The organism is Microbispora sp. GKU 823, assembly GCF_002027145.1.
Taxonomy (GTDB): domain Bacteria; phylum Actinomycetota; class Actinomycetes; order Streptosporangiales; family Streptosporangiaceae; genus Microbispora; species Microbispora siamensis.
This window is the reverse complement of the sequence record NZ_MWJN01000004.1, coordinates 29299-50469: the sequence shown is the minus strand read 5'-3', so window position 1 is coordinate 50469 and position 21171 is coordinate 29299. Positions and strand designations below refer to the sequence as shown.

The 21171-nt window shown below is 64.4% G+C and carries 17 protein-coding genes and 2 pseudogenes; 13 read left to right on the top strand and 6 right to left on the bottom strand.

Annotated elements, in window-relative coordinates; all coding sequences use genetic code 11:
- Nucleotides 1-275: 275 nt before the first annotated feature.
- From B1L11_RS03740 to B1L11_RS03730, 3 genes are read right to left on the bottom strand one after another with little or no spacing between them, the layout of a single operon-like run.
- The gene (locus B1L11_RS03740; RefSeq protein ID WP_079313175.1) at nucleotides 276-1490 is read right to left on the bottom strand and encodes a restriction endonuclease subunit S; all 1215 of its coding nucleotides are present in this window, start codon (nucleotides 1488-1490) and stop codon (nucleotides 276-278) included.
- Nucleotides 1483-3096 carry a class I SAM-dependent DNA methyltransferase gene (locus B1L11_RS03735; protein ID WP_079313174.1) on the bottom strand — a complete coding sequence of 538 codons (1614 nt, stop codon included), beginning with the start codon at nucleotides 3094-3096 and terminating at the stop codon, nucleotides 1483-1485. Before B1L11_RS03735 ends, B1L11_RS03740 begins: the two co-directional genes overlap by 8 nt.
- Nucleotides 3083-5113, bottom strand: coding sequence for a hypothetical protein (locus tag B1L11_RS03730; protein ID WP_079313173.1), 2031 nt, complete (start codon nucleotides 5111-5113; stop codon nucleotides 3083-3085). Before B1L11_RS03730 ends, B1L11_RS03735 begins: the two co-directional genes overlap by 14 nt.
- Before the next feature lie 201 nt (nucleotides 5114-5314).
- On the opposite strand from B1L11_RS03730, the gene B1L11_RS03725 reads away from it, so the two are divergent.
- The 10 genes from B1L11_RS03725 (at nucleotide 5315) to B1L11_RS49670 (ending at nucleotide 18363) form a co-directional block, all read left to right on the top strand.
- Nucleotides 5315-6541: a DNA sulfur modification protein DndB gene (locus B1L11_RS03725; protein ID WP_179154961.1), complete on the top strand. Its 1227-nt coding sequence runs from the start codon at nucleotides 5315-5317 to the stop codon at nucleotides 6539-6541.
- Between the two features lie 210 nt (nucleotides 6542-6751).
- Nucleotides 6752-8458: a DUF6119 family protein gene (locus B1L11_RS03720; RefSeq protein ID WP_079313172.1), complete on the top strand. Its 1707-nt coding sequence runs from the start codon at nucleotides 6752-6754 to the stop codon at nucleotides 8456-8458.
- 360 nt (nucleotides 8459-8818) lie between these two features.
- Nucleotides 8819-10099, top strand: a complete 1281-nt coding sequence (locus B1L11_RS44780) for a HEPN/Toprim-associated domain-containing protein (RefSeq protein ID WP_143736892.1) — start codon at nucleotides 8819-8821, stop codon at nucleotides 10097-10099.
- Between the two features lie 219 nt (nucleotides 10100-10318).
- Nucleotides 10319-11527 (top strand): hypothetical protein, encoded by a 1209-nt coding sequence (locus B1L11_RS03705; RefSeq protein ID WP_079313169.1) that lies wholly within the window; start codon nucleotides 10319-10321, stop codon nucleotides 11525-11527.
- Nucleotides 11528-11613: 86 nt separating this feature from the next.
- Complete coding sequence (locus B1L11_RS03700) at nucleotides 11614-12066, top strand: hypothetical protein (RefSeq protein ID WP_079313168.1); 453 nt, start codon at nucleotides 11614-11616, stop codon at nucleotides 12064-12066.
- Nucleotides 12063-12716, top strand: coding sequence for a hypothetical protein (locus B1L11_RS03695; RefSeq protein WP_079313167.1), 654 nt, complete (start codon nucleotides 12063-12065; stop codon nucleotides 12714-12716). Before B1L11_RS03700 ends, B1L11_RS03695 begins: the two co-directional genes overlap by 4 nt.
- Nucleotides 12717-12740: 24 nt before the next feature.
- The gene (locus tag B1L11_RS03690) at nucleotides 12741-14966 is read left to right on the top strand and encodes a hypothetical protein (protein ID WP_079313166.1); all 2226 of its coding nucleotides are present in this window, start codon (nucleotides 12741-12743) and stop codon (nucleotides 14964-14966) included.
- Nucleotides 14967-15013: 47 nt separating this feature from the next.
- On the top strand, nucleotides 15014-15838 hold the full coding sequence (locus B1L11_RS03685) for a hypothetical protein (protein ID WP_079313165.1): 825 nt from the start codon (nucleotides 15014-15016) through the stop codon (nucleotides 15836-15838).
- A 28-nt stretch (nucleotides 15839-15866) separates the two neighbouring features.
- Complete coding sequence (locus B1L11_RS03680; RefSeq protein ID WP_079313164.1) at nucleotides 15867-17201, top strand: serine/threonine-protein kinase; 1335 nt, start codon at nucleotides 15867-15869, stop codon at nucleotides 17199-17201.
- 73 nt (nucleotides 17202-17274) lie between these two features.
- Entirely contained in the window at nucleotides 17275-18363 is a 1089-nt protein-coding gene (locus B1L11_RS49670; RefSeq protein WP_256862195.1) for a hypothetical protein, read from the top strand.
- 112 nt (nucleotides 18364-18475) lie between these two features.
- Here the strand turns inward: B1L11_RS49670 and B1L11_RS54500 are convergent.
- Nucleotides 18476-18646, bottom strand: a pseudogene (locus B1L11_RS54500) (hypothetical protein); the annotation flags it as partial.
- Between the two features lie 198 nt (nucleotides 18647-18844).
- On the opposite strand from B1L11_RS54500, the pseudogene B1L11_RS54495 reads away from it, so the two are divergent.
- Together B1L11_RS54495 and B1L11_RS54490 are read left to right on the top strand one after the other, a co-directional pair.
- Nucleotides 18845-19192: pseudogene (locus tag B1L11_RS54495) on the top strand (hypothetical protein); the annotation flags it as partial.
- Nucleotides 19129-19398, top strand: a complete 270-nt coding sequence (locus tag B1L11_RS54490) for an IS3 family transposase (protein ID WP_079313162.1) — start codon at nucleotides 19129-19131, stop codon at nucleotides 19396-19398. The pseudogene B1L11_RS54495 and the gene B1L11_RS54490, both read left to right, overlap by 64 nt.
- Nucleotides 19399-19692: 294 nt before the next feature.
- Here B1L11_RS54490 and B1L11_RS03660 read toward each other — a convergent pair whose 3' ends face one another.
- Both B1L11_RS03660 and B1L11_RS44765 read right to left on the bottom strand, forming a co-directional pair.
- A complete protein-coding gene (locus B1L11_RS03660; RefSeq protein WP_079313161.1) occupies nucleotides 19693-20625 on the bottom strand; it encodes a hypothetical protein in 933 nt (310 codons plus the stop codon).
- Complete coding sequence (locus tag B1L11_RS44765; protein ID WP_143736886.1) at nucleotides 20622-20855, bottom strand: hypothetical protein; 234 nt, start codon at nucleotides 20853-20855, stop codon at nucleotides 20622-20624. The genes B1L11_RS03660 and B1L11_RS44765 overlap by 4 nt, the downstream gene beginning before the upstream one ends.
- Before the next feature lie 115 nt (nucleotides 20856-20970).
- Here B1L11_RS44765 and B1L11_RS03655 point away from each other — a divergent pair, with 115 nt between their 5' ends.
- Nucleotides 20971-21102, top strand: a complete 132-nt coding sequence (locus tag B1L11_RS03655) for an NlpC/P60 family protein (protein ID WP_256862194.1) — start codon at nucleotides 20971-20973, stop codon at nucleotides 21100-21102.
- The last annotated feature ends 69 nt before the right edge of the window (nucleotides 21103-21171 follow it).

Sequence of the window (21171 nt, the reverse complement as noted above, 5' to 3'; positions counted from 1 at the left end):
AGCGGGTACGGAACCCGCTCCGGTGAGCACCGGCATGTCGTTCATCCGGATGGACCGGTCAGCAGCGACGACCCAATCAGCCATCGAGGGCTGCTGTCGGCGCCTGGTGCGCAGCTCAAGAATCGATGTGATGTACTTATTAATGTTCGGCACCGCCCGTATCGAACAAATCAGCTGGGTCTGCGTCAGCCACACCGTTCCGCATACGGGCCGAAACTGGATCTGGGAGCGCCCGTCCTCGGTCCGGGAGAGAACTATCTCTCCGCCTGGACCGCTCATGTCGCCTCCTCGACCAGCTTCTCCACATCCCGAACCCGAATGTCCCCCGACATAATCTTGGGCAACAGCGTGTCCCGCAACTTCGCCAAGGCGGCCGATTCGGCCAACGCCACATCAGCCTTGCTCTCCAGCGAATCCAGGAGAGGGCGTAGCGATTGTGCCTGCCGAGTCGACGGCAGCCTTAGCGAGAAGGTGCCGAGTTTCACCCGGCTTAGCTCGGTCTGGCCAGTGCTACCTTCTCCGAGGGTCTCAATTTCCGGCTCAGCTAGGAGCATGGCGAACCCTGCACACACGGGATCAACTTTTTCAGGATCGAATCGCACGATGGTGACATGCGAGTCGACAGTAGCCTCCATCTCTGCTGTCCATCGGGCCACGCGACCAAGCGTCCCTACGCCGGTCGAGTTGACCAACACATCATGGACCTTGAGGTGCTTCTGCGCCGGCACTTTATCGGAGAGGGTACGGCGTGCCGGACTCAATCCGATACGGCCGTTGCGAACACACTTCTGGTTGAGCACAGTGAGTTCACTTAGGCTCTCAGAGTATTTCGGTGCGACACCTCGACCTAGGAAGGATGTAACCTCGGTGAGAGTCACCTCAACGGCAGGCCCGGTGTCGACTGCCTCCCGGAAGTAAGCGAGTCCTAGTTCTCGGCATCTCGCCGCAATGCCGTCGTTGACAGCAATCTTGTCGTCGAGCGCTCCCAGCACCTCCGCCATAGCGCGCTGTTCGGAAAGTGGAGGAAGGCTGATCTCATAGCTAGCTATGCGGGATGGGCTCGTGTGCCGAACTGTGCTTCCTGTCGCGCCAGATAGAACATGGCTCCGATATCGATCCGTCCTAAGCGCATAGTGCAGATATGACTTATCCAGCAGATCATCTCTTATGATCTCAACCAGACCGATTCGCTGATTATGGAGATATCTATTGCCTGCCGGAATGATCGCTGAATAGCCGAGGGTGTCTCCGGCCTTACTAAGATCGGTCATCGTCACCACTAGATCCCCTGGCGACAAGTCGAATCCGGCTATCTCTGGACCTTTATAGTACTTCTCTTTGCCGATCTTGAAGCCGCCACCAATAGCAAAATTTCCAGGCGTGACAAGAACGGGACCAGGACCTTTATCTGAGAAATATTCCCCCTTAAAGGCGAATCCGTGCTTGATGTGAACGAGATCTTCGAGCCGATGTGTTGTCCATTCACGCATCGAGGCGCTCCAGGTTCTTGCGGACGATTTCCTCTAGGCGCGCCGACTCCTCAAAGTGGGAGAACAGTTCCTTCTTCAGGCGCTGGATCTTTTCGGCGATCGGTTCGTCATTGGCATCGTCGACCTCAGCGGCTCCGACATACTGCCCTGGCGTGAGTACGTAGTCGTGCTTGCCGATCTCCTCCTTGGAGGCTGAGCAGCAGAATCCTGGGACGTCCTCGTAAATCAGCCCAGCCTCCCGGGCGGAGGCTGTACCCCGCCAAGCGTGGTAAGTGCCCGCAATGCGGGCCAGATCCTCATCAGTGAGCACCCGCTCGGTCCGGTCCACCATCGTGCCCATGTTCCTGGCATCGATGAACAAGACTTCGCCCTGCCGGTCGTGCTGTCCGTCCCGCCCGCTCTTGTCCTTGGCGAAGAACCACAGACACGCGGGAATCTGCGTGGTCCGGAAGAGCTGCGGGGGCAGTGCGATCATGCAGGCGACCAGGTCGTGCTCAACGAGGTTCCTGCGGATCTCGCCCTCGCCGGACTGCTTGGACGACATCGACCCGTTGGCCATGACGACGCCGGCACTGCCACGCTCGCCCAACTTGGCGATGATGTGCTGTATCCAGGCGAAGTTGGCGTTCCCGGGCGGGGGCGCGCCAAAGCGCCAGCGCGGATCGTCGGCGACTCGGTGCCAGTCGGACATGTTGAACGGCGGGTTAGCCAGGACGTAGTCGGCCTTGAGATCCGGATGCTTGTCGGCATAGAACGTGTCGGCCCAGGTGGAGGAGAGGTCAGCACCGATGCCGTGGATGGCGAGGTTCATCTTGGCCAAGCGCCAGGTGCGCTCGTTAGCCTCCTGACCGTAGACCGCGAGGTCGGCGCGGTGGTTCTTGCCACGGTGGGCCTCGACGAACTTCTCGGCCTGAACGAACATGCCGCCCGAACCGCAGCACGGGTCGTAAATTCGCCCCTCGTACGGCTCCAGCACCTCGACCAGGAGCCTCACGACGCTGGAGGGAGTGTAGAACTCACCACCACGCTTGCCTTCGGCCCGGGCGAACTTCTCCAGGAAGTATTCGTAGACCTCACCGAGCACGTCCCGCGCCGGCCGGTCACCGTGCCCGGTGAAGCGTGCGTCGCTGATCAGGACGACAAGTTCGCCGAGTCGCCGCTGGTCGACGTTCTCCCGATTGAAGATTTTGGCGAGCACGCCCTTCAGCGGTGGGTTCTCGTCCATGATGGCCTGCATCGCACCGTCGAGCAGTTGGCCGATGCCGGCGCTCTTGGCATTGGCCGCGAGATGGGACCAGCGCGCACTCTCTGGCACCCAGAAGACCCCGTGTCCGGTGTACTCATCGATGTCGTTGAGGAAGGTGTCGAGCTGTGTCTCGGGGATCCCGTCGGCGAGCACTTCCTCTTTGATCTGCTCCCGGCGCTCATCGAAAGCGTCTGAGATGTACTTCAGGAAGACCAGGCCGAGGACGAAGTCCTTGTACTGGGCGGCGTCCATAGAGCCACGCAGCTTGTCCGCGGCCTTCCACAGGGTTTCGCGTAGGTCGGCCATGGTCGGCATGCCGGGCAGGTCGCCCTGGCCGAGGTTCTTCTTACGGGGCGGCAATCTGACTCCTGGAAATGAGGGTCACGGTTCCATCACCAAGGCCGGTCAGGATGATCCGGCCAAGCTCGTCAAGCGCGTCCAGCTCGGCTTGAGCTGTACGGCGCCGCTGATCCATCTCTCGCAACAGCGCATCAAGGCAGGCGACCTCCTCCGGCGTCAGGAGCGGGATCTCGATGTCCTCCAGCTTCCTGGCCCGTATGGCTCCCGATGAGCGGTTGGTGGCAGGAGCGTGGGCGAGCAGTGCTGCGAGGGCGTGGGGGGTGAGCTGCTTCTCGTTTTCGTGGATGCGCAGGATCCGGGCCGGGAACTCGACCGTCGAGTCGCCCTCGTGGTCGATTCGAACGGCCAGCCGGGGCGTGGTCGTCACGATGACATCTCCCGGCTTGGTTCGGCGCCGCCGTAGGCGGTCCGCGATGCTCTTTTTTCCGCTCAGAACCCTGGTCCAGTCGACGCCTAGCCCTCGGTCGTCACCGGTCAGCTCGGGAACGCCGATAATCGGATACTGACCGTGCGCTGTCATCGGTGAAGCGGGCAGGTCTCGCGATCCGTTGATCACACGAAGACTGCCGAGGCTAGCCAACCTGCCGATGGTTGCCGTGGTCTGCGGACGAGCGACTCGCTGTGAGAGGCTCCCGCGAATTGCAGGCCTGTCGCGAAGAGCGAGCTGCGACAGCTCGACTTCCACTTGATGCGCACGAGCGATCTGCGCAGGCACTTCCTCAAGCACTTGGCGACTGGTCGGTCCTGCTTTACGCACGAGGGGACTTCCCAGACCGCTACTTCCCGTCAGCTCGGCGATCTGAACTGCGGTGACAAGCTCGCGGGCGCGGGCGTCCGGGTTGTATCCGGGGCGACGCCACGTCACCACATCGTCGATCAGAGTCCTAGCGAGCTCAGGAGTAAGGGATCGATCTGAGATGTCCGCGACAAGAACCTGCTTGGACTGTTTGTCACTGCGCCTGAGCACCCATAGCGCCGTCTCGTAGCCGGGCCGGAACGGCACCAACCCACCCGGCAACCGGATAATCGCCTCCACCGCGCCAGTATTCAGAAGCTGATGACGTAGCTTCACAGCATCGGATCGGGGCTCAAGCGGACCGGTCAATGCGTCCGCCGGCCCAAGGATCACGGCTGTTGCATCGAGCGCAAGCCGTACGTAGACGTCGTCGATGGATGAGAGCGTATCGAGCGGCGAGCGTTCTTCGCCCGGACGATAGGGGATCTGGGTGACCATGACCTCCGTTTCCTCGGGGAAGACATCGTCGAACGTGATCTCACTAGGACCAACACCGCTGACGATTAGCCGACGACGCAGCAGGCGTGAGAGATAGGGGTCGGGGTCAGTCGCGTAGAAGCTCGGGAGGCACTCCTCTCCCAGTTGTCCGGCCACGGCCGCCAGCAGGTCACCTGGGCCGGCGGAAGGGTCGGCGACAGTGACAGAGATGGCGTCAGCGGCGTACTCCGCCGCCCCTGACAGAGCGGCGATCATTGTCGCCAGTTCAGGTGTGACGGCCTGGGCGTAGAGGTCGGTCGCCCCGAGCCTCTCTCGCTGGGCCATGAGCCATTCGAACGCCTGGCGAGCGTCCCAGGCGGATTCGATGAGGTTGTCAGCCAGCAGTGCGAGATCGTGCGCATGTGAGATCTCCGACCTGAGGAACTCATCATCGGGGTCAACACTCTGGGCGCGTTCATCGAGGTCTCCCTCTGCGAGCGTTGCACCATCCAGGTGATGAAGGCAGAGGAGGGCGGTGATCGACGCGAATAGCTCCTGAGCAGGACGCGTCATCGCCAGACTTGCCAAGGTGTAGAGCGCGAGCTCGGCCTCGATCCGGCTCCTCTCAGCAGGTCTCCTGGAAACAAGCCAGTCGGCAATCTTGCGCGCGACGAACAGGGGCCTCGGAGCCGTCGTCGCAGGAGACGGGAAGTCGCTGTGCCGTCGGCGCCAGGTGGAGACCAATGAACGGTCGACATCCGCGAGGCGGGCAATTTCCGGCATCGATATGAGCATCGACGTCACCTCCTCCTCCCTAGTAGCACCGGAAAGTACAGTAAACCAGTTCGCAAGAATAGATAATGCACTGACAACCCCGGTTGTCAGCACATAAGTAGAAATCTACTAGACAGTCAAGGATTGGTCTTGTCACGCTCGGTCCACGATCCACTGCAGGCTCGCGAACCCGCGAACCCACCGATGTCCCCCGTGTGAGGAGTCTGAGCCGTGACCCTGACCATGCCGACGACCGCCGTTGAAGGCATCCAGCTGACTGTGACCCCGTTCCGGCCCGATGCTGTGATCGGGACGATGGGCCTGCCCACGCTGGTGCAGCTCGTGCCCTCTCCGAAGCAGGAGGAGGACAAGCGCGCTCTGAAGTACGCGCCCGCAAACGTGCGGCGGCACGCCGACGTGCGGGGCCTGGTGCAGCGCATGCTGCGGTCCACGCAGAAGGGCAAGAACGTCCCGGCGTACGCGTCGTACATCGCCTCCGGTGTGAAGGGCGAGTACGGCTCCGGCTGGTCCACTCCGCCGATCACGCTTTGGTTGGACGGGCAGCCCGGCGCGGTGGGGGATGAGCTGATCGCAGGCAGCGGCATCCGCACGATCAGCATGATTCCGGGGTCAGCGGTAGTCGCCATCGACGGGGAGACCCAGGTCACTGCCTGGCACGAGTTGTACGAGAATCCTGTGCACTACGGGCTCACCTACGAACAGCTGAACAGGATCCGGATTCCGTTCGAGCTGTACTTCGGGCTGAGTGTCGAAGACGCCCGCCAGATCTTCTACGACCGGAATGTGGAGGGGGTGCCGGTGGCCAAGAACCTGGCGATGTCCATGGATCAGCGGGACATCGGCACCCAGATCGCCCACCGCATCGCCAACACCGTCAAGGTCGAGCACGACGGCAAGATCGCGTCGTTCGCCAAGCTCGTGCAGGCTCGCAAGCGCCAGCTCACCAAGTCCGACCCGGAGCTCGTCACTCTCTCCGCCTTGCGGGTGCTGGTAATCACCGCGCTCCATGGGCGGCCCGGGCTGGGCTTGTCCTCCGCGACCGTACGCGAGAGCGACCTGCCTGAGGGGGTCACGGCAGAGCAGGCCGAGCAGCACCTCGTGCCGCTGCTGTCGACGCTTCTTACGCGCATGTACCCGTACTTCGCCGCCCGCAGTGCGGTCTCCGCGCCTGCCGTACTTGCCGGCATCGGCATCGCGGCCCACCAGACTGTGCCCTGGGCGATCGTCGAGCGGCGGCTCGGGGAGGAGCAGTTCTTCAACCTCCTGGAGTCGGTGAGGTGGGAGCGCGAAGCCCGCTATTGGGATGGCGTCGCCGCTAGCGCGAATGCACAGGGAACCCTCAACTTTGGCGGTGGCGCCAAGGACTCCGGCGGGCGCGTCGCGGACGCCTTGCTGAACCCCGAGACGGAGTACGGCCGCAAGATCCGCGGCTGGTAGCTGCTTCGGCGAGGCTCGGGTCACGAGCAGACCGGCGTGGCCCGAGCTCGCCATCGATCCAACCCCCGCTGTAGTGGGCAAGTACCGCCTTCGAGCAGTTTCTCGCGCAGAGCACCGCCCATCGATTCCCCCGCAAGCAACCCCAGCGCTGCGCCCGTCGCGCTGGCATGAACAAGCAGATTCAGGATCCAGCCTTCTGAAGGAGATCCCGTGAACAACGACCAGAAGGAGATCATCGACCCTTCTGTTGAGGCCACTACTCCTCAGACGAGGCGTACCACCCTGTACCTGCTCCAGGACGTGGAGACCAGTTCTGACGAGATGCGCAATGCCTTGAATCTCAACTACCAGGAGAAGCACAGTTTCACGTTGGAGGAAGTACGCGTCGGGCCTTCCCACGGCTTGCTATACACCGGGGTGATCGGTGGAGGTCGCCCTCCCGAGTGGGTAGACGCGGTTTACCAGCTCACCGGACGTCGCCCCTCCGTGGAGAACCGGACCGCGGCCGCGGCTCTGCTCATCCCCATTGACGGCAGGGTATTCGCCATCACTCATGGGATGGGCCACCTTCTTCTCGACCCGTCCCACGTGACACCCGGCTTCGGCTTCAGCTTCGCCCTCAGGACTCTCCAACCGGATGCGATCCGTCAGGTCACCCACAGCATGATGGACGCCCGTGGACGGACCGACCGAAATTCAGCCGCTCAGGACCAGCACATCCGGGCCTTCGCGATCGAGGAGTATGGAGAAGTGGTCAGCCGCCTCGCGGGCAAGCTGGGAGGGACCTCACTCACTCTGGGTAAGGGGCGCAAGCAGTCGGTACAGATCGCCGGGACGGATGCCCTCAAGATCCACCTGGCCACGGCACCTGAAGAACTACTTTCCGACCTTTCCACAATCAATCGAATCGCAATCGAGGCATCGCCTGCGCCCGAGTTCGATGCCATCGCCCGAGTTCGCCCGCTTAAGTCCGACGACAGCCGGCGGGAAGAACTCGATCGGCGTCTCGATGATCTCCTGGGAAATCCGGAGGGCGGCAGCATCGCGTTGACGACGCCCACGGTCTGCTTGGACGAAGCGGACAGCGCCATCTCTCACTGGGTGAAGATCGGTCGTCGTAGAGAGCCCTTTCACGACCTGGACCTAGACCACATTCTGGAGAAGACCCGCAGCATGGAAGAGGGGACGCGACTTCACGCCTTGACCAAGGGCTACATTCAACTCTGCAAGGACAAAATCGGGCAAGAGGTCGCCAGCGCCAAAATACCCGCGCACAAATGGCTGGCCGCCGAGATAGCACTCGGTACGAGTCGTTTTTTCTACTACGAGGGACGGTGGTACGAGGTCGGAGATCGGCACCTTGAGAGCATCCGGGAGCAGGTTCGTGAGCTCCTCGGCTCCCCCGCGGGAATTTCGCTGATCGATTGGAGCGCTGATCTCGAGGACGAGGAAGCCTACAACAGGGCCGCGGCTGCTGCGAGCGGCTTCGTTTGCATGGACAGGCAGCTCATCCGCACAGAACAACACCCGCGAGGGTTCGAGTCGTGTGATCTGCTGGGCAGGGAGAACGAGCTCATCCACGTGAAGCGTGCCGAATCGACCGCGCCACTGAATCACCTCTTCGCTCAAGGCCGCATTTCTGCCGACGCTCTCCGCCTGGACAGCTCGGCCCGGCGCGAGTTCCTCAAGCAGGTGCGCGGAAAGGACGCGAATCACCCGGTGAAGGACGACTTCATGCCCAAGAAGGTGATCTTTGCGATCTCGCTCAAGAACGGCGCACCTCTTACCGTAGAGAATCTCTTCACCTTCGCGCAGGTTTCGCTTCTTCAGGCGACCCTCGCCCTTCGCAATGTCGGCATCGAGGTCGCCGTAGTGAACATCCCCACTGTGTCCTCTGGGGCAGCGGCTGGCAGCTAGGGTGAATACGCATAGCAGTTAAATGAAGAACTTAATTGCAAGAAAACCAGGCCTTTAACCAGCCGGACTCGGAGTGCGCCGAGCAGCACGTGGAGCCACTTTCAGGCGCCAAGGTCGCTTTGGCGATCACCTGCACCGGCGGCCCCCGAGGGCCGCCCTTGACGATCCCATGAGGCAGGAGAGCAACCGGGCCACGAGCTAGCCGGAAACGACGCGCAGACACACCAGCAAGATCATCACAGCTACCATCGTCGCCCTACGCGGGCTGGCCATGGGGTTGGCCTATGACCATCAGACCTGGCTCGGCGCTCATTCGTCATGCAGATGCGAACGAGCCGCGACAACCGGCAGAATGAGTCAATGGGCAGTTACGGATACCTCAAAGTCGACTCGATCACTGTAGGCCACTACAAGAACGGCCTCCCTGCCGAGCTGCTCGCAGTCTTCCGTGACGACATGATCAACTATAGATCGGCGCGTGCTCGGGACTACTATGGAGAAGGGGTGGATGACGAGCACGTTGAGGTCATTGAGTTCCGGGCTCCCGGCCAACGCATCGCCGATCGCCTCGACGTCATGGGCATAGATGCGGAAACCGCGCTCAGCCTGCTGGATCAGGTAATCGACGACGAACGGGATCCCGTCGACCACTTCATGCTAGCGGATCCTGAGTTCGACGACCTCAGGGAAAGCGCCCGTCTAAATCGAGCGGCACTCGAATCCCTGGATGCAAAAGAGTGGGTAGCACAGTTTCCCAACTCTCCAACCGAGGTATACGCCGACGATCCATGGCCACTAATTGGTAGCCGCTCTTGGCTGTTGGACCTGCTGGACAAGGTCGATGATGACGATCGGTTTTCACTGCGGCTGATTCTCTTGGCTCTGCCCGAGGCGGAGGTGATTCTGGATGTCACAGACCTCGTCAGCGGTGGTTGGCTGCCGGACCAACCACTGAAGATTGCGTCGGGCGGCATGGACGAAATGCGTACGGTAGCATCCACCCATGCACCAACTGTCGTCTTAACAGAAGGCCGAACAGATGCAGAGTTCCTCTCGGCTGCGTTATCGGTGCTGCACCCACACCTAACCGATCTGATTCGGTTCCTCGATTTCGACCAGAGAAACGAGGGCGGCGCTGGTGCGCTGGTCCGGTTGGTCCGCGCGTTCGCGGCGGCTGGCATCGCCAACAAGGTGGTCGCACTGTTCGACAATGACTCCGCCGCCAGCGATGCGTTGCGCGTATTGAACACCACCACGTTGCCGCCAAATATCCGCGTGGTGCGCTACCCGGACATCGACCTCGCCTCGACCTATCCCACACTGGGACCCCCAACCATGGAGGCTCCACGAGGCTCACTTGACCAAGCGAACGTCAACGGGCTCGCAGGAAGCATTGAGCTCTACCTAGGCCGAGATGTACTGACCCTCCCGGACGGGGCGTTTCGGCCGGTGCAATGGCAATCTCTGCACAAGAGTGGCTACCACGGTGTGGTAACCGACAAGGATCAAATACATGAGCTCTTCAGGGCGAAGGTTGACGCCGCGCGGCGGAATCCGTCAAAGGTAGCCGAACAGGACTGGGACGGCCTGTGCCGGATTTTGGACAAGATACTGACTGCCTTTCGTAGCTCGCGCGGTTGATTCAGGCGTCTGTTCGAGCGGAACCTGCCAAACACAGTCTGCTAACACGGCAGCTGTAGATCGCGATCTCCGTGGTTGTGATCACGCGGTTGTGACTGCTGTAACTTCGTTCCAGTATCGATGACAACCAATCTCATGATCTTGGAACGGCCGTACCCTCGGCCGTGACTCGGAAAACCGCCTTCATTGTCGGGCTGGCCTTCTTATAGTGAAGATGTGATGGATGAGCAGCTTGGACTGGACACAGCGGCCGACGAGCAGGCCGTCGTTTCTGTCTTCGAGCAGATTGTCGCTGTGCTGGCGCGCGAGTCAGACGCGGCAATCGCTGATGCGGCATTGTTCCAGCTAGCGGACACGTTATTCACCGCGTTTGCCCGCGCGGGTGAGGACGGGCTGACGGCTGAGCAGATCAGGGCGGCGTGCGCTACGTTCCCAGACGAGGTGATCGACAACCGGCTGCGCGTCCTGCGGAAGCTAGGGGCGATCCAGCCTGCGTTCGATAAGCCCTACCAGCGCGAGTACCGGGCGTCGTTCACCAGCTACGTGTCGATGCTGTTCGTCCAGCGGATGCTGGCTCGCGGGGGCCAGTCAGAGCTGCACCAGCTCCTGACAATGGAAAAGATCAGGCTGGAAGGCGGGCAAAGTACGCCCAAGGAGGCCCGCGAGGTTGCCGTCAGGCTTACGACGGCACTGCGGCTCCTGGTCGCCGAGCTTGTGGCGCTGACCGTCGGCGGCACGGTGGACGCGCTGCGGGAGCGTGCCCCACTGTTGTGGAACGCGAAGTCGCTCATTGACCAGGCGTCTGCGGTACATGAGATCCTGCTGGAGTTCTGGCCGGAACTGGGCCGCTGGTGCGGGGAGCTGCGCTCGGCGATCGCCGCCTACGCGGATGCCTCAACGAACGCGTCGGCGCGGCTGATGGCCGCAGCGGGGACATCGCGGGCGCTGAACCTGCTGCCTCCGGAGATGTGGGGGCGATTCGCGCGGCGTGCGACCGTAGATGAACTCGCGGCGGTCCTGGCCGACCAGGTCTTTGACGCGCCTGCCCCATGGCACGACGCCGCCAACCTTGCAGAGGCCGTTGCTGGGACGCCGCAGTCGGCCAGCGGCCGGTCGACGCCGCCGCGATCCCGGGTCCCTGACGGCAATGAGCAGCCCCCAGAAGAGTGGTCCGACGCTGAGGCCGAGCGGCTGGCAGTCGTCGCCGAGGAGGTACTCAGGGACCGTGACGCTATTGCCGTCGAGCAGCTGCTGTCGGGCACGGACTGGGTGACGGCGCGCCGTATCCTGGCCGACCTGGTCGCCGCGAGCAACAACGCCCGGCTCGGCTACCGCCTGGTGTGGTCCGGCACGGTCGAGGTGCGACCGGGCAGCGTGCCGTCCTGGCTTACCCATGGCATCTTCGAGCGGCTGCGGAGGGCTGTGTGAGTAGCGTGGATGCGGCGCTGTGGTGGGCGCGGTCCCGGGCTGAGGGACCATTGCGCGTACCCTCGGCGACCCGTACCCCGGCTGGCATGCTCCGGCTGGTGGAACGGGGCGGGGAGCGCTGCTGGCTGCTGCTCCGCCCGCCCGACGACGTGACCCCGGCCGTGCTGCGCGAGCTGCGCATGCAGGCTGTCTCGGTGGAACACCCGAACGAGACCAGTCGGGTCCTGGCTGCGGCGCTGCGCTGCTGCTGGAGTGACCCGCAGACAAGCCCGTGGCCTGGGCATCCGACGACGGTGCGCGAGGTGCTGGACGTGGTGGACCAGCTCATCCCCGGACGCGGGGAAGAGGTGCTGCACCGCCTCGGGACAGGGGCGCTCCGTCGCCTGCATGCCAGCCGGTGGCTGGACGTCGATAACGAGGCGCAGCAGGTCTGCCTCGGCCCCCGGGTGGCTACTTGGCCGGACCAGGATCTCCCGGCGCTGCGGGAGCTGTGCCGCGAGCTTCCATCCCCGAGGCCTGACCTGGAGCCGGACCGGTGAGCGGCCTGTTCGACGACCTGCTGGAGCCGCTCGGTGATAAGCAGCGCGACGCGCTGGTTTCGGCCTGGGCGGCGGTTGAGTACGGCAGCGAGCCAGCCAGCGAGGCCGCGCTGCCCGCGCTCCAAGACGCTGCGCTGCGTCATCTTCTTGATCAAATGCTGCACAGGACCGGCCGCATCCGAGTCAATGCGGGCTCCTATCTGTGGACGTCGGGTTACCGGGACGATATTGCCGCCGAGCTCGCGGCGAACGGGTGGGGGATCCTGCCGCCACTCGAACGGGCCGTGCTGACGCTGGTGCTGATCCACTCGGTCGCGATCCCTCGGGCGGAGGGCCGTCTGATCGGGGACGACTGGCAGTCTCCCTATCCGACCACCCCGACCCGCCTGCGGAAGCTGTCACAGGTCCACGGGCAGCGGCGACTGTCCGAGGCCCTCCAGTGGCTGCGCGCAGCCGGACTGGTCCGCGCGGTACGCGGCGCCGATCCCGAGATGGCCGGCGCCTCCTACATCCCCGGACCGGCGCTGCGCCGGCTCACTCCGGCCGCGTGCCAGCGTCTGCAGGAGAACCTGATCCTGGCCGTCGGCCCGGATACCGCGCTCGCCACCGCGATCACGGTCCGCCGGAGCCTGGGCCGCCCCCAGAAGTAGCGCGATTTCCCCGAGGAGCGGCTCATGAGCGGCAGCACGCCGCAAGAAGAGGACATCGTCGGCGACCGTGTACTGGTCGGCCTGCAAAGCGTGCGGATCTCCCGGCTGTCCACACACCCCGTCCCGATCGCAGTCGGCACCCTCATCGCCGTGGCCGGCCAGGGGCCGAAGGACTCCAACGGGGCGGGAAAATCGTCCCTGATAGCCCAGATCAGCCTGCTGCACGCCGATGAACAGTGGCGCTTCGGCTCCGGCGCGCCCGCCGCGGTCGATCTGCTGTTCAACGCCGAAGACGCCGGCGGGGAGGACCGCTGGGGCAACGCCGACCACGGGTACCTCATCGGCGTCTTCGCTCCTGCAGCCGCCATGACCCTCCAACAGCTTCAGGCCAGCGCCCTAACTGTGTGGATCCGCATCGACCGCAGCAGCCAGAAGGGTCCCCGGCTGAAGCTGCGCTGGCAGGACGGACTCCACCTGCCCACCGGGAACAGCGAGGCCGAGCGGGAGCAGGCCGCCGACTCGCTCTGGCAAGCCCTGCCCCCGCGGGCCGGACGGCAGGACGTGGCCGCCCGCGATCTGCCCCGTACCCTCTACGGCGAGCACGTACGGTGCGTGTCATTCCTTTCGACGTCGGTACGAGCCAGCGTCACCCCAAACCTGCTCGCCCAGCCGCTGAACGAGATCTCCGAGCGGCGAATCTTCGAGGCGATCGCCGCGCTCACCGGCATTGACCGCGAGCTGGAGAAGGAACGCCAAGCCCGCCGCCACGAGTACGATCGTCAGCAGGAGGCCAGCGACGCCGCGTCCGAGCTTGCTTGCTGGGAGGCCAGTGCCCAGGTCATCGAGGACGGCATCGACGCTCGGGACCGGGCGCGCAGGCGCGTCGCGGAAGCGGCTGAGTGTTGGCGGTCGCGCACGGCGCGAATGCTGTGCGATGCCCTCCAGCGTGACACCGACATCCGGGCCGAGATTAGCGAGATCGACGTCGCGATCGAGCGGGACAACCGTACGGCTCAGGAGTTGGCCGGGCAGGCGGCGCAGCTGGTTGACGACAAGGCGTTCACGGAGCGGCAGCAGGCCGCAATAAGCACACTCGGCAGGCTCGACGGCGACGACCGCGAGCTAGGCAACCAGATCGCGACATTGGAACAGCAGATCGAGGACGCCGACCGTCGGCTGCGCGCGACCAGGGAAACGGCTCGCGACGCTGACGGCCGTGATGAACCAACCGCCGACCGGGAACGCCGCGAAGCGGACTCCACTCTGGAAGAGGCAATCAAGGCGGCTGGCGTGACGGAGCACAAGCTCGCCGCCGCCCGGAAACGCCTGCAGGATACGGAAAGCGGCAGGGGCCTGGCCCGACAGCAGATCGACCTCCTCAAAGCCGAGGGAATCAGCGCCATTGGCCTACTTGACGCCATCAGCCTTAACGATCAGCAGAGGCCAAAATGGGAGCCAGCCCTCTGGCCATACCGCGAGGCGGCCGTCGTGGACTTCAACAAGCTCGACAGTGCCAGCGTGCTCCTGGCGGACCTCCCCGGCTCAATCTTGATCGCCGCCAACCTCCCCGCGAGCGCGCCGCCCGCCAGCCTTCCGGGCAATGCCAATCCGCACTACGACCTCGGCGGCTTCCTGGCGGCCCTGGACGCGCGAACCACCGCCCGCGACGAGCCCGACCGCATCCACGATGATGCGGGGATCGTGATCGTCGGCGGGTTCCCCGAGCCCGTGACCGGCCGCGCCGCCCGCATCGCTGCCGCACGGCAGCACGTCCTCCGGGAAGCCGACAATCACCGGCAGGCCGAGGAGAAAAAGAAGGCCGCCAAGCAGCAGGTCACTGCCGCCGAACGTCGGCAGAAAGGCGCACGAGCCGCAACCGAGGCCGCCCGGCTGGACGAGCAGATCGACAGCTTGCGGAAGAAGGACCAGGCTGCCCGGGACGAGCGCGTGAGACTCGCCCCGGCGCTCAGCGCAGCGCAAGCCGAGCGAGACGAGGTACTCCGCCTGGCGAGCGTTCGCCAGCAGCAGATCGAGTCACTGCAGCGTCAGAAGACCGACCTCGACAATACAAACAAGACCCGGCGCCAGAAGCGCGAAAACCTCGAAAAGGAACAATCGCAGCTCGGCCTCCTGGAACTGGCCGCCCGCTGGGAGGGCACCCCCGGCTCTGCCAGCGAGCACCTACTCGCCCTGCCGGACGACCAGCAGTCCTGGAAGGCGACGACTGGTGGGAGGAAGCAAGAAACCTGATCACCACCGCGGTCTCCGACTGCTTTCCTCCCACCGCCTCTACCAGTATGCCGATAGAGATCACCGGCCTGCTGGAAGAGTTCAGCCAGCGCGGACCCGGTAGCATCCAGCGGGCGCAGGCCGCCTTCGCCCCGCTGCGACACGCACTCCACGTCTACCTGCGCCAGCAGGAAGGCACCGACCAGTACGAGCGCCAGCAAATCGCCATCCAGCGCAAGGAACGCCACAAAAGCCTCGACGCCGCGCGGATGGGCCACGAGGAGGCGGTCCAGGCTAGCCGGGCCTACCGGGGCGCGCTCACGTCCGCCATCAAGAAGAAGCTGGTCGACGTCGCAGCCGAGTTCGACCGGCTCGACACAACTTACGGCGGGTACGGGGCCTCGCTCCAGTACGACGAACCTCCGCCGCCAGCCGACCCCACCGAAGCGTGGGACTGGAAGGTCACACCGATGTGGCGACGCGCCCAAGGCCGGCGCCCGATCCCCTATAACCGGCGGGCCAACACCGCGCAGATAGACGATCGGGCGATCAAGCTTGTCTGCGCCGCCGCTGCCGCGAGCGGCACAGGCCGCCCGCTGGTCCTCGTTTTGGACGAGCTCGGCCGCAACCTTGGCAAGCAGCACCGCCGCGAGGCGGTCGCCCTGCTCGGGCAGATCGGCAGGGACAGATCCATCACCGTCATCGGGGCACTGCAAGACGACATGGAGCCCTACGCGATCGATGCCTGCGGCCAATACGTCAAGCTGCGCCGCAGCTCAGACTCCAGCCCGTACAACGAGCAGCCCGTCGTCGTCGGCTACGACGAGCACGCCCCGCGCGTCGAACTGCTCCGCGCCTGGCTGACCAGCAACGAGTACCGCGAGCCGGCATGACCGGCCGCCCCGCCCGCGAGGCTTCGCGATGCGCCACCTCAGCGTCTACCCGGACCTCACCACGTACGCCGTTCCCCTACCCGACGGCAGCTACGACAGAGACCGCAAGGGCAACCCGAAGATCACGCGCGTCACCCTGGAACCGGAAGGCTTCCCGGCGCCGCATCGCCCGGACGGCCTGACCGACAGCCAGTGGGCCTTCGCCACCAGCGGCCTCCGCCGGTGGCCGTCCGCCGTGACCACGTTCGGCGACCGCGCCGAGGACGTAGCCGCAGCGCTAGCGCGCAGCGGGTGCATCATCCTCGAATGTGACTTCCGCGACGCCCGCGTGGTCCTGCCACCCCGTGGCTGGACTCCTCATCCTGACCTGCAGGCGGCCCGGCAAGAGCACAGCAGCCAGCGCGCCGCCCGACGGGCCGCTCAAGAAGAGGAGGCACGCCGTCTTGTCGCCGAACTCGTCCCCTATCCGGCCGCCGGGCCACTGGTGGCCATCCTTAGCGCACAACGGGACGGGCCCTACCGTGACCACGCCATTGAGGCTGCCCGTGTCCTCCTCGCCGACGGGACCCTGCCCAGCACGGGCGAGGACGCGTCGTGGGCCGCTGTGCGGTGGCTCAAGCGCGGGAAAAAGGCAGACTACGCCATGTCCCCGGAACCGATCGACGAGGGCGGCCAAGGCGCAGTGTTCCTTGCGGTACACAGGCTTACCAACATCACTATCGCGCTGAAGCGGCTCCGCTTCGGCGATGACGACTCAGTGCACCGCATGGGACGCGAGATCGACATGGGGCAACAGTACGGTGACCACCCGAACGTCATGCCAGTGCTGGATGCTGATCCGGACGGCCGGTGGTTCATCATGCCGCACGCGAGCGGCAGCGCCGCCGATCACGTGGACTGGCTGCGAGAGACTACGGCCCTCCGGGGCCTCGTCGAGGCGGCCTGCGAGGGCCTGCGCCAACCCCATGCGGATGGCTGGACTCACCGGGACATCAAGCCCGCGAACATCCTTCACCTGCAAGGCAGGTGGGTCGTAGCAGACTGGGGCCTAGGACGGCGTCCCCGAGGACAGACCAGTGTTCCCCGCCGCACACGCACCGGCTCCGGGTTCGGGTCCGAGGGGTTCGCAGCCCCGGAGTTGCTGTCCGGCAATCCCCACGACGCGACGCCCGCTACCGACATCTACAGCATCGGACGGCTCATCGGCGCCATCCTGACCGGGCAGCCTCCGGAGACAAACATACCACTACTTCCTGAGACCGGTCCGTGGCGGAGCGTAGTAGCGGAGGCAACGCACCGCGACCCGGCGGACAGGCCGCAGGACGTGGACGAGTTACTCCACCTTCTCAGGGACATCCCGTAGCTGCTCCTCACACCTCCCGATCGCAGCCAGGTAGCGAGCCTGGTCCGCCCCAGCCGAAAGGGTCAAGTCGCCGATGACGCGCATCGCGCTAGAGCCGTACTACCTGCACCAGGACCAGGTCCAGTCTCTTCTCGGAGATCAGCGGACGAAGTCTGCGCGAGCACGGGCGGCTCGCAGGAGCGATCCTGCGGCGGCACTGCCTTATGTGCTCGCCTCAGAGCTAGCCAAGGCGCTTCCCACGCTGGGCATTGGTGAGCTGGCTAGGTGTGTCCTGGATCAGGACGTGCGCTCGGGGCAAGTCATCGGCGCGGAGCTGGAGTTCGCCTTCCAGCGGGACCGGGACCGCGACACTCCCGGCTTCAAGCCCGTCAACTTCACGGCGGTGCTCAACGCAGGCGAGCCGGTGCGCGTCGCTGGCATGTTCAACTCGGCGCGGACCGCCAGTTCGTCCGCGATCGGCAGTCTCACCGGGAGTAGGCGGGCCTACCTGATCGGAACGATCACCGACCTTACCCGGGAGCGGATTGAGCTCAGGCCGGTCTTCATCGGAATCAGGTCGTTCGTCGATGACGACCTCGCCGCCGAATACCCAACAGCGGGACTGCGCGTCTACCCCAGCGATATCGGCCAGTTTAGCGGGATCGACTTCGCATCTCCCCTCACCGAGGCCGAGCTTGAGGCGGTACTGCGCGTGCCGGAGGACACGGTGAAGCACGCCTTCGCCGGACTGATTGGCGAGTCGTACGTTCCGAAGGACTGGGGCGGCGAGCGCTCTGACCTCTACACGTCACGGGTGTTCGCCCGCGGGCGCCAGGTATCGGCCGCGTGGCTGTTCAAGGGGCCTGGCTACCCGCGCGCCATGGACGTCAAGGCTCTTGGCAAGAACGGTGACCAGATTGACCGACTGTTCACCGAGCCTGCGGAGCTACTCGTCCTGCAGCACTGTCATCAGATCAAGCCGAGCTTGGTCGGCATGATGGACTCGTACGCCCACGACGCCCGGTGCCCCCGCTGCTACATGATCATCGACGGGGCCGACACCGGACGCATACTGAGGTCGCTGGGCCTCCTCCCGGCAACACCAGCAAATCCGCCTCTGCGTAACCAAGGAACGGAACCAAGCTTCCCTCGTAGCGTGGAGACCGAACCGGGAGAGGTTTAGTCGTGGCAGGTACCATGAGACCCCGCTTGATCCGGAGTTCCGGGCCGGAACGGTGCGCGCGACGGCGACGTTGGCCCGAGACTCGCGAGACTTCCGGCGACCAGACGATCATGCCGTCCACCGCCAACGGCGCGAGGGCCGCTCCCAACTCACTTTCGCCCTGCCGGAGCGCCGGTTCATACACGTGCCGGTACGACACGACCGCGGAGACCATGGCCAGCAGGCTCACGGATACGGTTGTCGTCCATCGAATGCAGGCATCCACCGGGGAGCAGGGACTCATCGCGCCCCGCCTCCCTTGGCCACCTCGGTACGGACTTCAACGACGAGACGGCCAGAAGAAACCGCAGGTGAGAGCGCCGTAGATTTGCGACTTGCCTGGCCGGGGGCACTCTTTGATCAGCCCCAACAGCCCCTCACCCGGGGTTTCTCTTAGCCGCCCGGCGATCATGTGCAGCGAGATGCAGCCGTAGGCAGCTGCATGTCAGTGATCGCGAAATATGCGCGAAATGATCTTCGAGGAGTTTCCCCAGGTCAGGCGCTCCGCGCGCTGACGAGCGTTATCCGGGCGGCAAGAGGGCGACGATGGCGCCGACCACCTGCGCACCGAGCTTGTAGCGGACGCTCTACAGCAGGCGTGGCGCAACCGCCGCCCCACCACACCGGTGATCTTTCGCTCGGACCGCGGCTGCCAATACACCAGCACCGCCTAACCCGCCTGGCGGAGCGGCTCGGAGTCCGGTTGTCGGTCGGGCGTCGGGGGCAGTGCTGGGACAACGCGCTGGCCGAGTCGTTCTTCGCCACGCTCAAGGGCGAACTTCTGGACGAACGCCGCTGGTCCACCGGGCCGCCGCCCGCAGCGCGATCTTCGAATTCATTGAAAGCTGGTACAACCTCCGCCGCCTCCACAGCAGCCTCGGCCACGTTAGCCCCGCCGCCTACGAAGAAACTCGCGCGGCCCGACCACCACACCAACGGTGTCCGTCAAAGCGGAACAAGCTCACGACCCGTCCTGCTGTGTCGGACCTCGGTTGATGCTTGACGCTTCGGCCTCGCCTGAAGCTTTACATGATCGCGACGTGGCTACCGACTCAAACTCTGCGCGGACTGGCCATCCTGCCGCCCGGCGGCACTTCCGCTCATGTCGATGAGCGGATATCAGACAGCGTCGATGGTCGAGAGTAGCGGGATCATCATGGGCACGTGGTGGCGACCACATGCAGTCCGCAGTCGATGCTCTGTCGACTACCGCGAGCGGGTGTGTTCTCGCCCTCGCCGCGGCGGGAGTGGACTCCCCTTCAAGTAGGAGTCCCTGCTGGGGACGACGATCTACCGGAGGCAGGGCATCATTGCCCGGAGGTCGATCACTTCGATGTTCGCGGCCGCGGTGAACTCGGATACCGTCATGGTCTCGGTCAGTCCCGGCGCGTCTCGGATTCGAAGTGGGCCCTTCGAGAGCGTCTTGACCGCGTTGCGCTTGCTTGTCGTGAGGAAGGCGACCGGCAGCGCGCCAACGACGAAGACCTGGCGCCGCCGATCGGTCTCGTCGAGAGACAGCCCGACGACGTCGGCGAATAGTGCGCGCTGGCGCGCGCCGTCGTGGCCTTTCCACGACGAGAGCTTGAACTCGGCGACTCGATGGGTGGTCTCCAAGTCGAATACGCGTCCGGGGTCGTTGCCTGCACCGAGCGATGGCCGCTTCGTGACCACCTCGTCGTCCTCGAGAATCATCGGCAGCACCTGAGTGATGACGCCTGCATGGATCAGTGTGTCGAGCATTCCCACCCGCTCACGCACAACGAGCGCAGCGTCAACCAGGTCCTCGTCGAATCCGGTGGTCTGGCCGAGATCAGCGGCGGCCGCTTTGCTGATCCCATTCAGCTTCGCCTCCAGCGCTGCGAGCGTCGGCGTCAGGACGTTCGATGCGAGGAAGAGGTCCAGTCGGCGAAAGGCTTCGAGTGCATCCTCGTCAGTGTGTGGTGTCGTTGGGCTTGAGACAACTGGCTTCGCGCTCTGCGGGATCTCGCCTGGAATCGAGCTTGTTGCGAATCCTAGGCGCTGAAAGACGCGCAGCGCGAAGTGGCTGATGAAGGGCTCGTCGATCAGTCCAGTGGCGACCCGAAAGGCCTGTTTCGGTGGCCAACGCCGACCGTCGATCTCGACCCAATGGGTACGAATCGGATCAGGCAGGCTTGGCAGGACCCGAGCCCGCACGGTGGCGGCATCGAGTTCGACGATTCGGCCGTTGAGGATGAAATTCATTCGCCATCCCCCTGGTGTCGGAGGTTCTCGGGAAGAGGTAGTCCGTACTTCTCGGCCAGATAGAGGGTCTGGGCGTAGAGACGAGCCTGATGCACGACGTCGCCAAGGACGTATGCGTTGGTGCCTGCTCCGGCGAACACAGCAACCACCGGCATGGCTTTGGTGACCTTGTCGACTGGAACCGCGCGTCCGTTCGCGAACTGTTTCATGAGCTTCTCGACCGCTGCCATCAGCTTGCATCACGAACCGCGGGTCGGTGGCGTTGAGCAGGACATCACAGCGGTGCGCATCCAGCAGTCCCACGACGCGGCATGTAAGTAGTCGTGGAGGATGCCGCCGCCCCCAGTGGCACTGGGCAAGCACGTCGACCGCTCGCAGCTTCAACCGGGCGACCTGGTCTTCTTCGCCTACACCCCTCGCGATCCCAGCACAATTCACCACGTGGGCCTCTATATAGGCGAGGGGAAGCTGAGCTGAGTGTCCTGGCTCCGTCGCGGTCTTGCGCCGAGGCGGCTGCCGCGGTTCCAGAACCTGCCTCGGCGCGAT

Bases quoted from the DNA above. Each gene is read 5' to 3' on its own strand.
- B1L11_RS03680 (WP_079313164.1), top strand. From the start codon at position 15,867: ATGCGCCACCTCAGCGTCTACCCGGACCTCACCACGTACGCCGTTCCC.
- B1L11_RS03705 (WP_079313169.1), top strand. From the start codon at position 10,319: ATGGATGAGCAGCTTGGACTGGACACAGCGGCCGACGAGCAGGCCGTC.
- B1L11_RS03690 (WP_079313166.1), top strand. From the start codon at position 12,741: ATGAGCGGCAGCACGCCGCAAGAAGAGGACATCGTCGGCGACCGTGTA.
- B1L11_RS03685 (WP_079313165.1), top strand. From the start codon at position 15,014: ATGCCGATAGAGATCACCGGCCTGCTGGAAGAGTTCAGCCAGCGCGGA.
- B1L11_RS44765 (WP_143736886.1), bottom strand. From the start codon at position 20,855: ATGGCAGCGGTCGAGAAGCTCATGAAACAGTTCGCGAACGGACGCGCG.
- B1L11_RS03740 (WP_079313175.1), bottom strand. From the start codon at position 1,490: ATGCGTGAATGGACAACACATCGGCTCGAAGATCTCGTTCACATCAAG.
- B1L11_RS03660 (WP_079313161.1), bottom strand. From the start codon at position 20,625: ATGAATTTCATCCTCAACGGCCGAATCGTCGAACTCGATGCCGCCACC.
- B1L11_RS03700 (WP_079313168.1), top strand. From the start codon at position 11,614: ATGCTCCGGCTGGTGGAACGGGGCGGGGAGCGCTGCTGGCTGCTGCTC.
- B1L11_RS44780 (WP_143736892.1), top strand. From the start codon at position 8,819: ATGGGCAGTTACGGATACCTCAAAGTCGACTCGATCACTGTAGGCCAC.
- B1L11_RS49670 (WP_256862195.1), top strand. From the start codon at position 17,275: ATGACGCGCATCGCGCTAGAGCCGTACTACCTGCACCAGGACCAGGTC.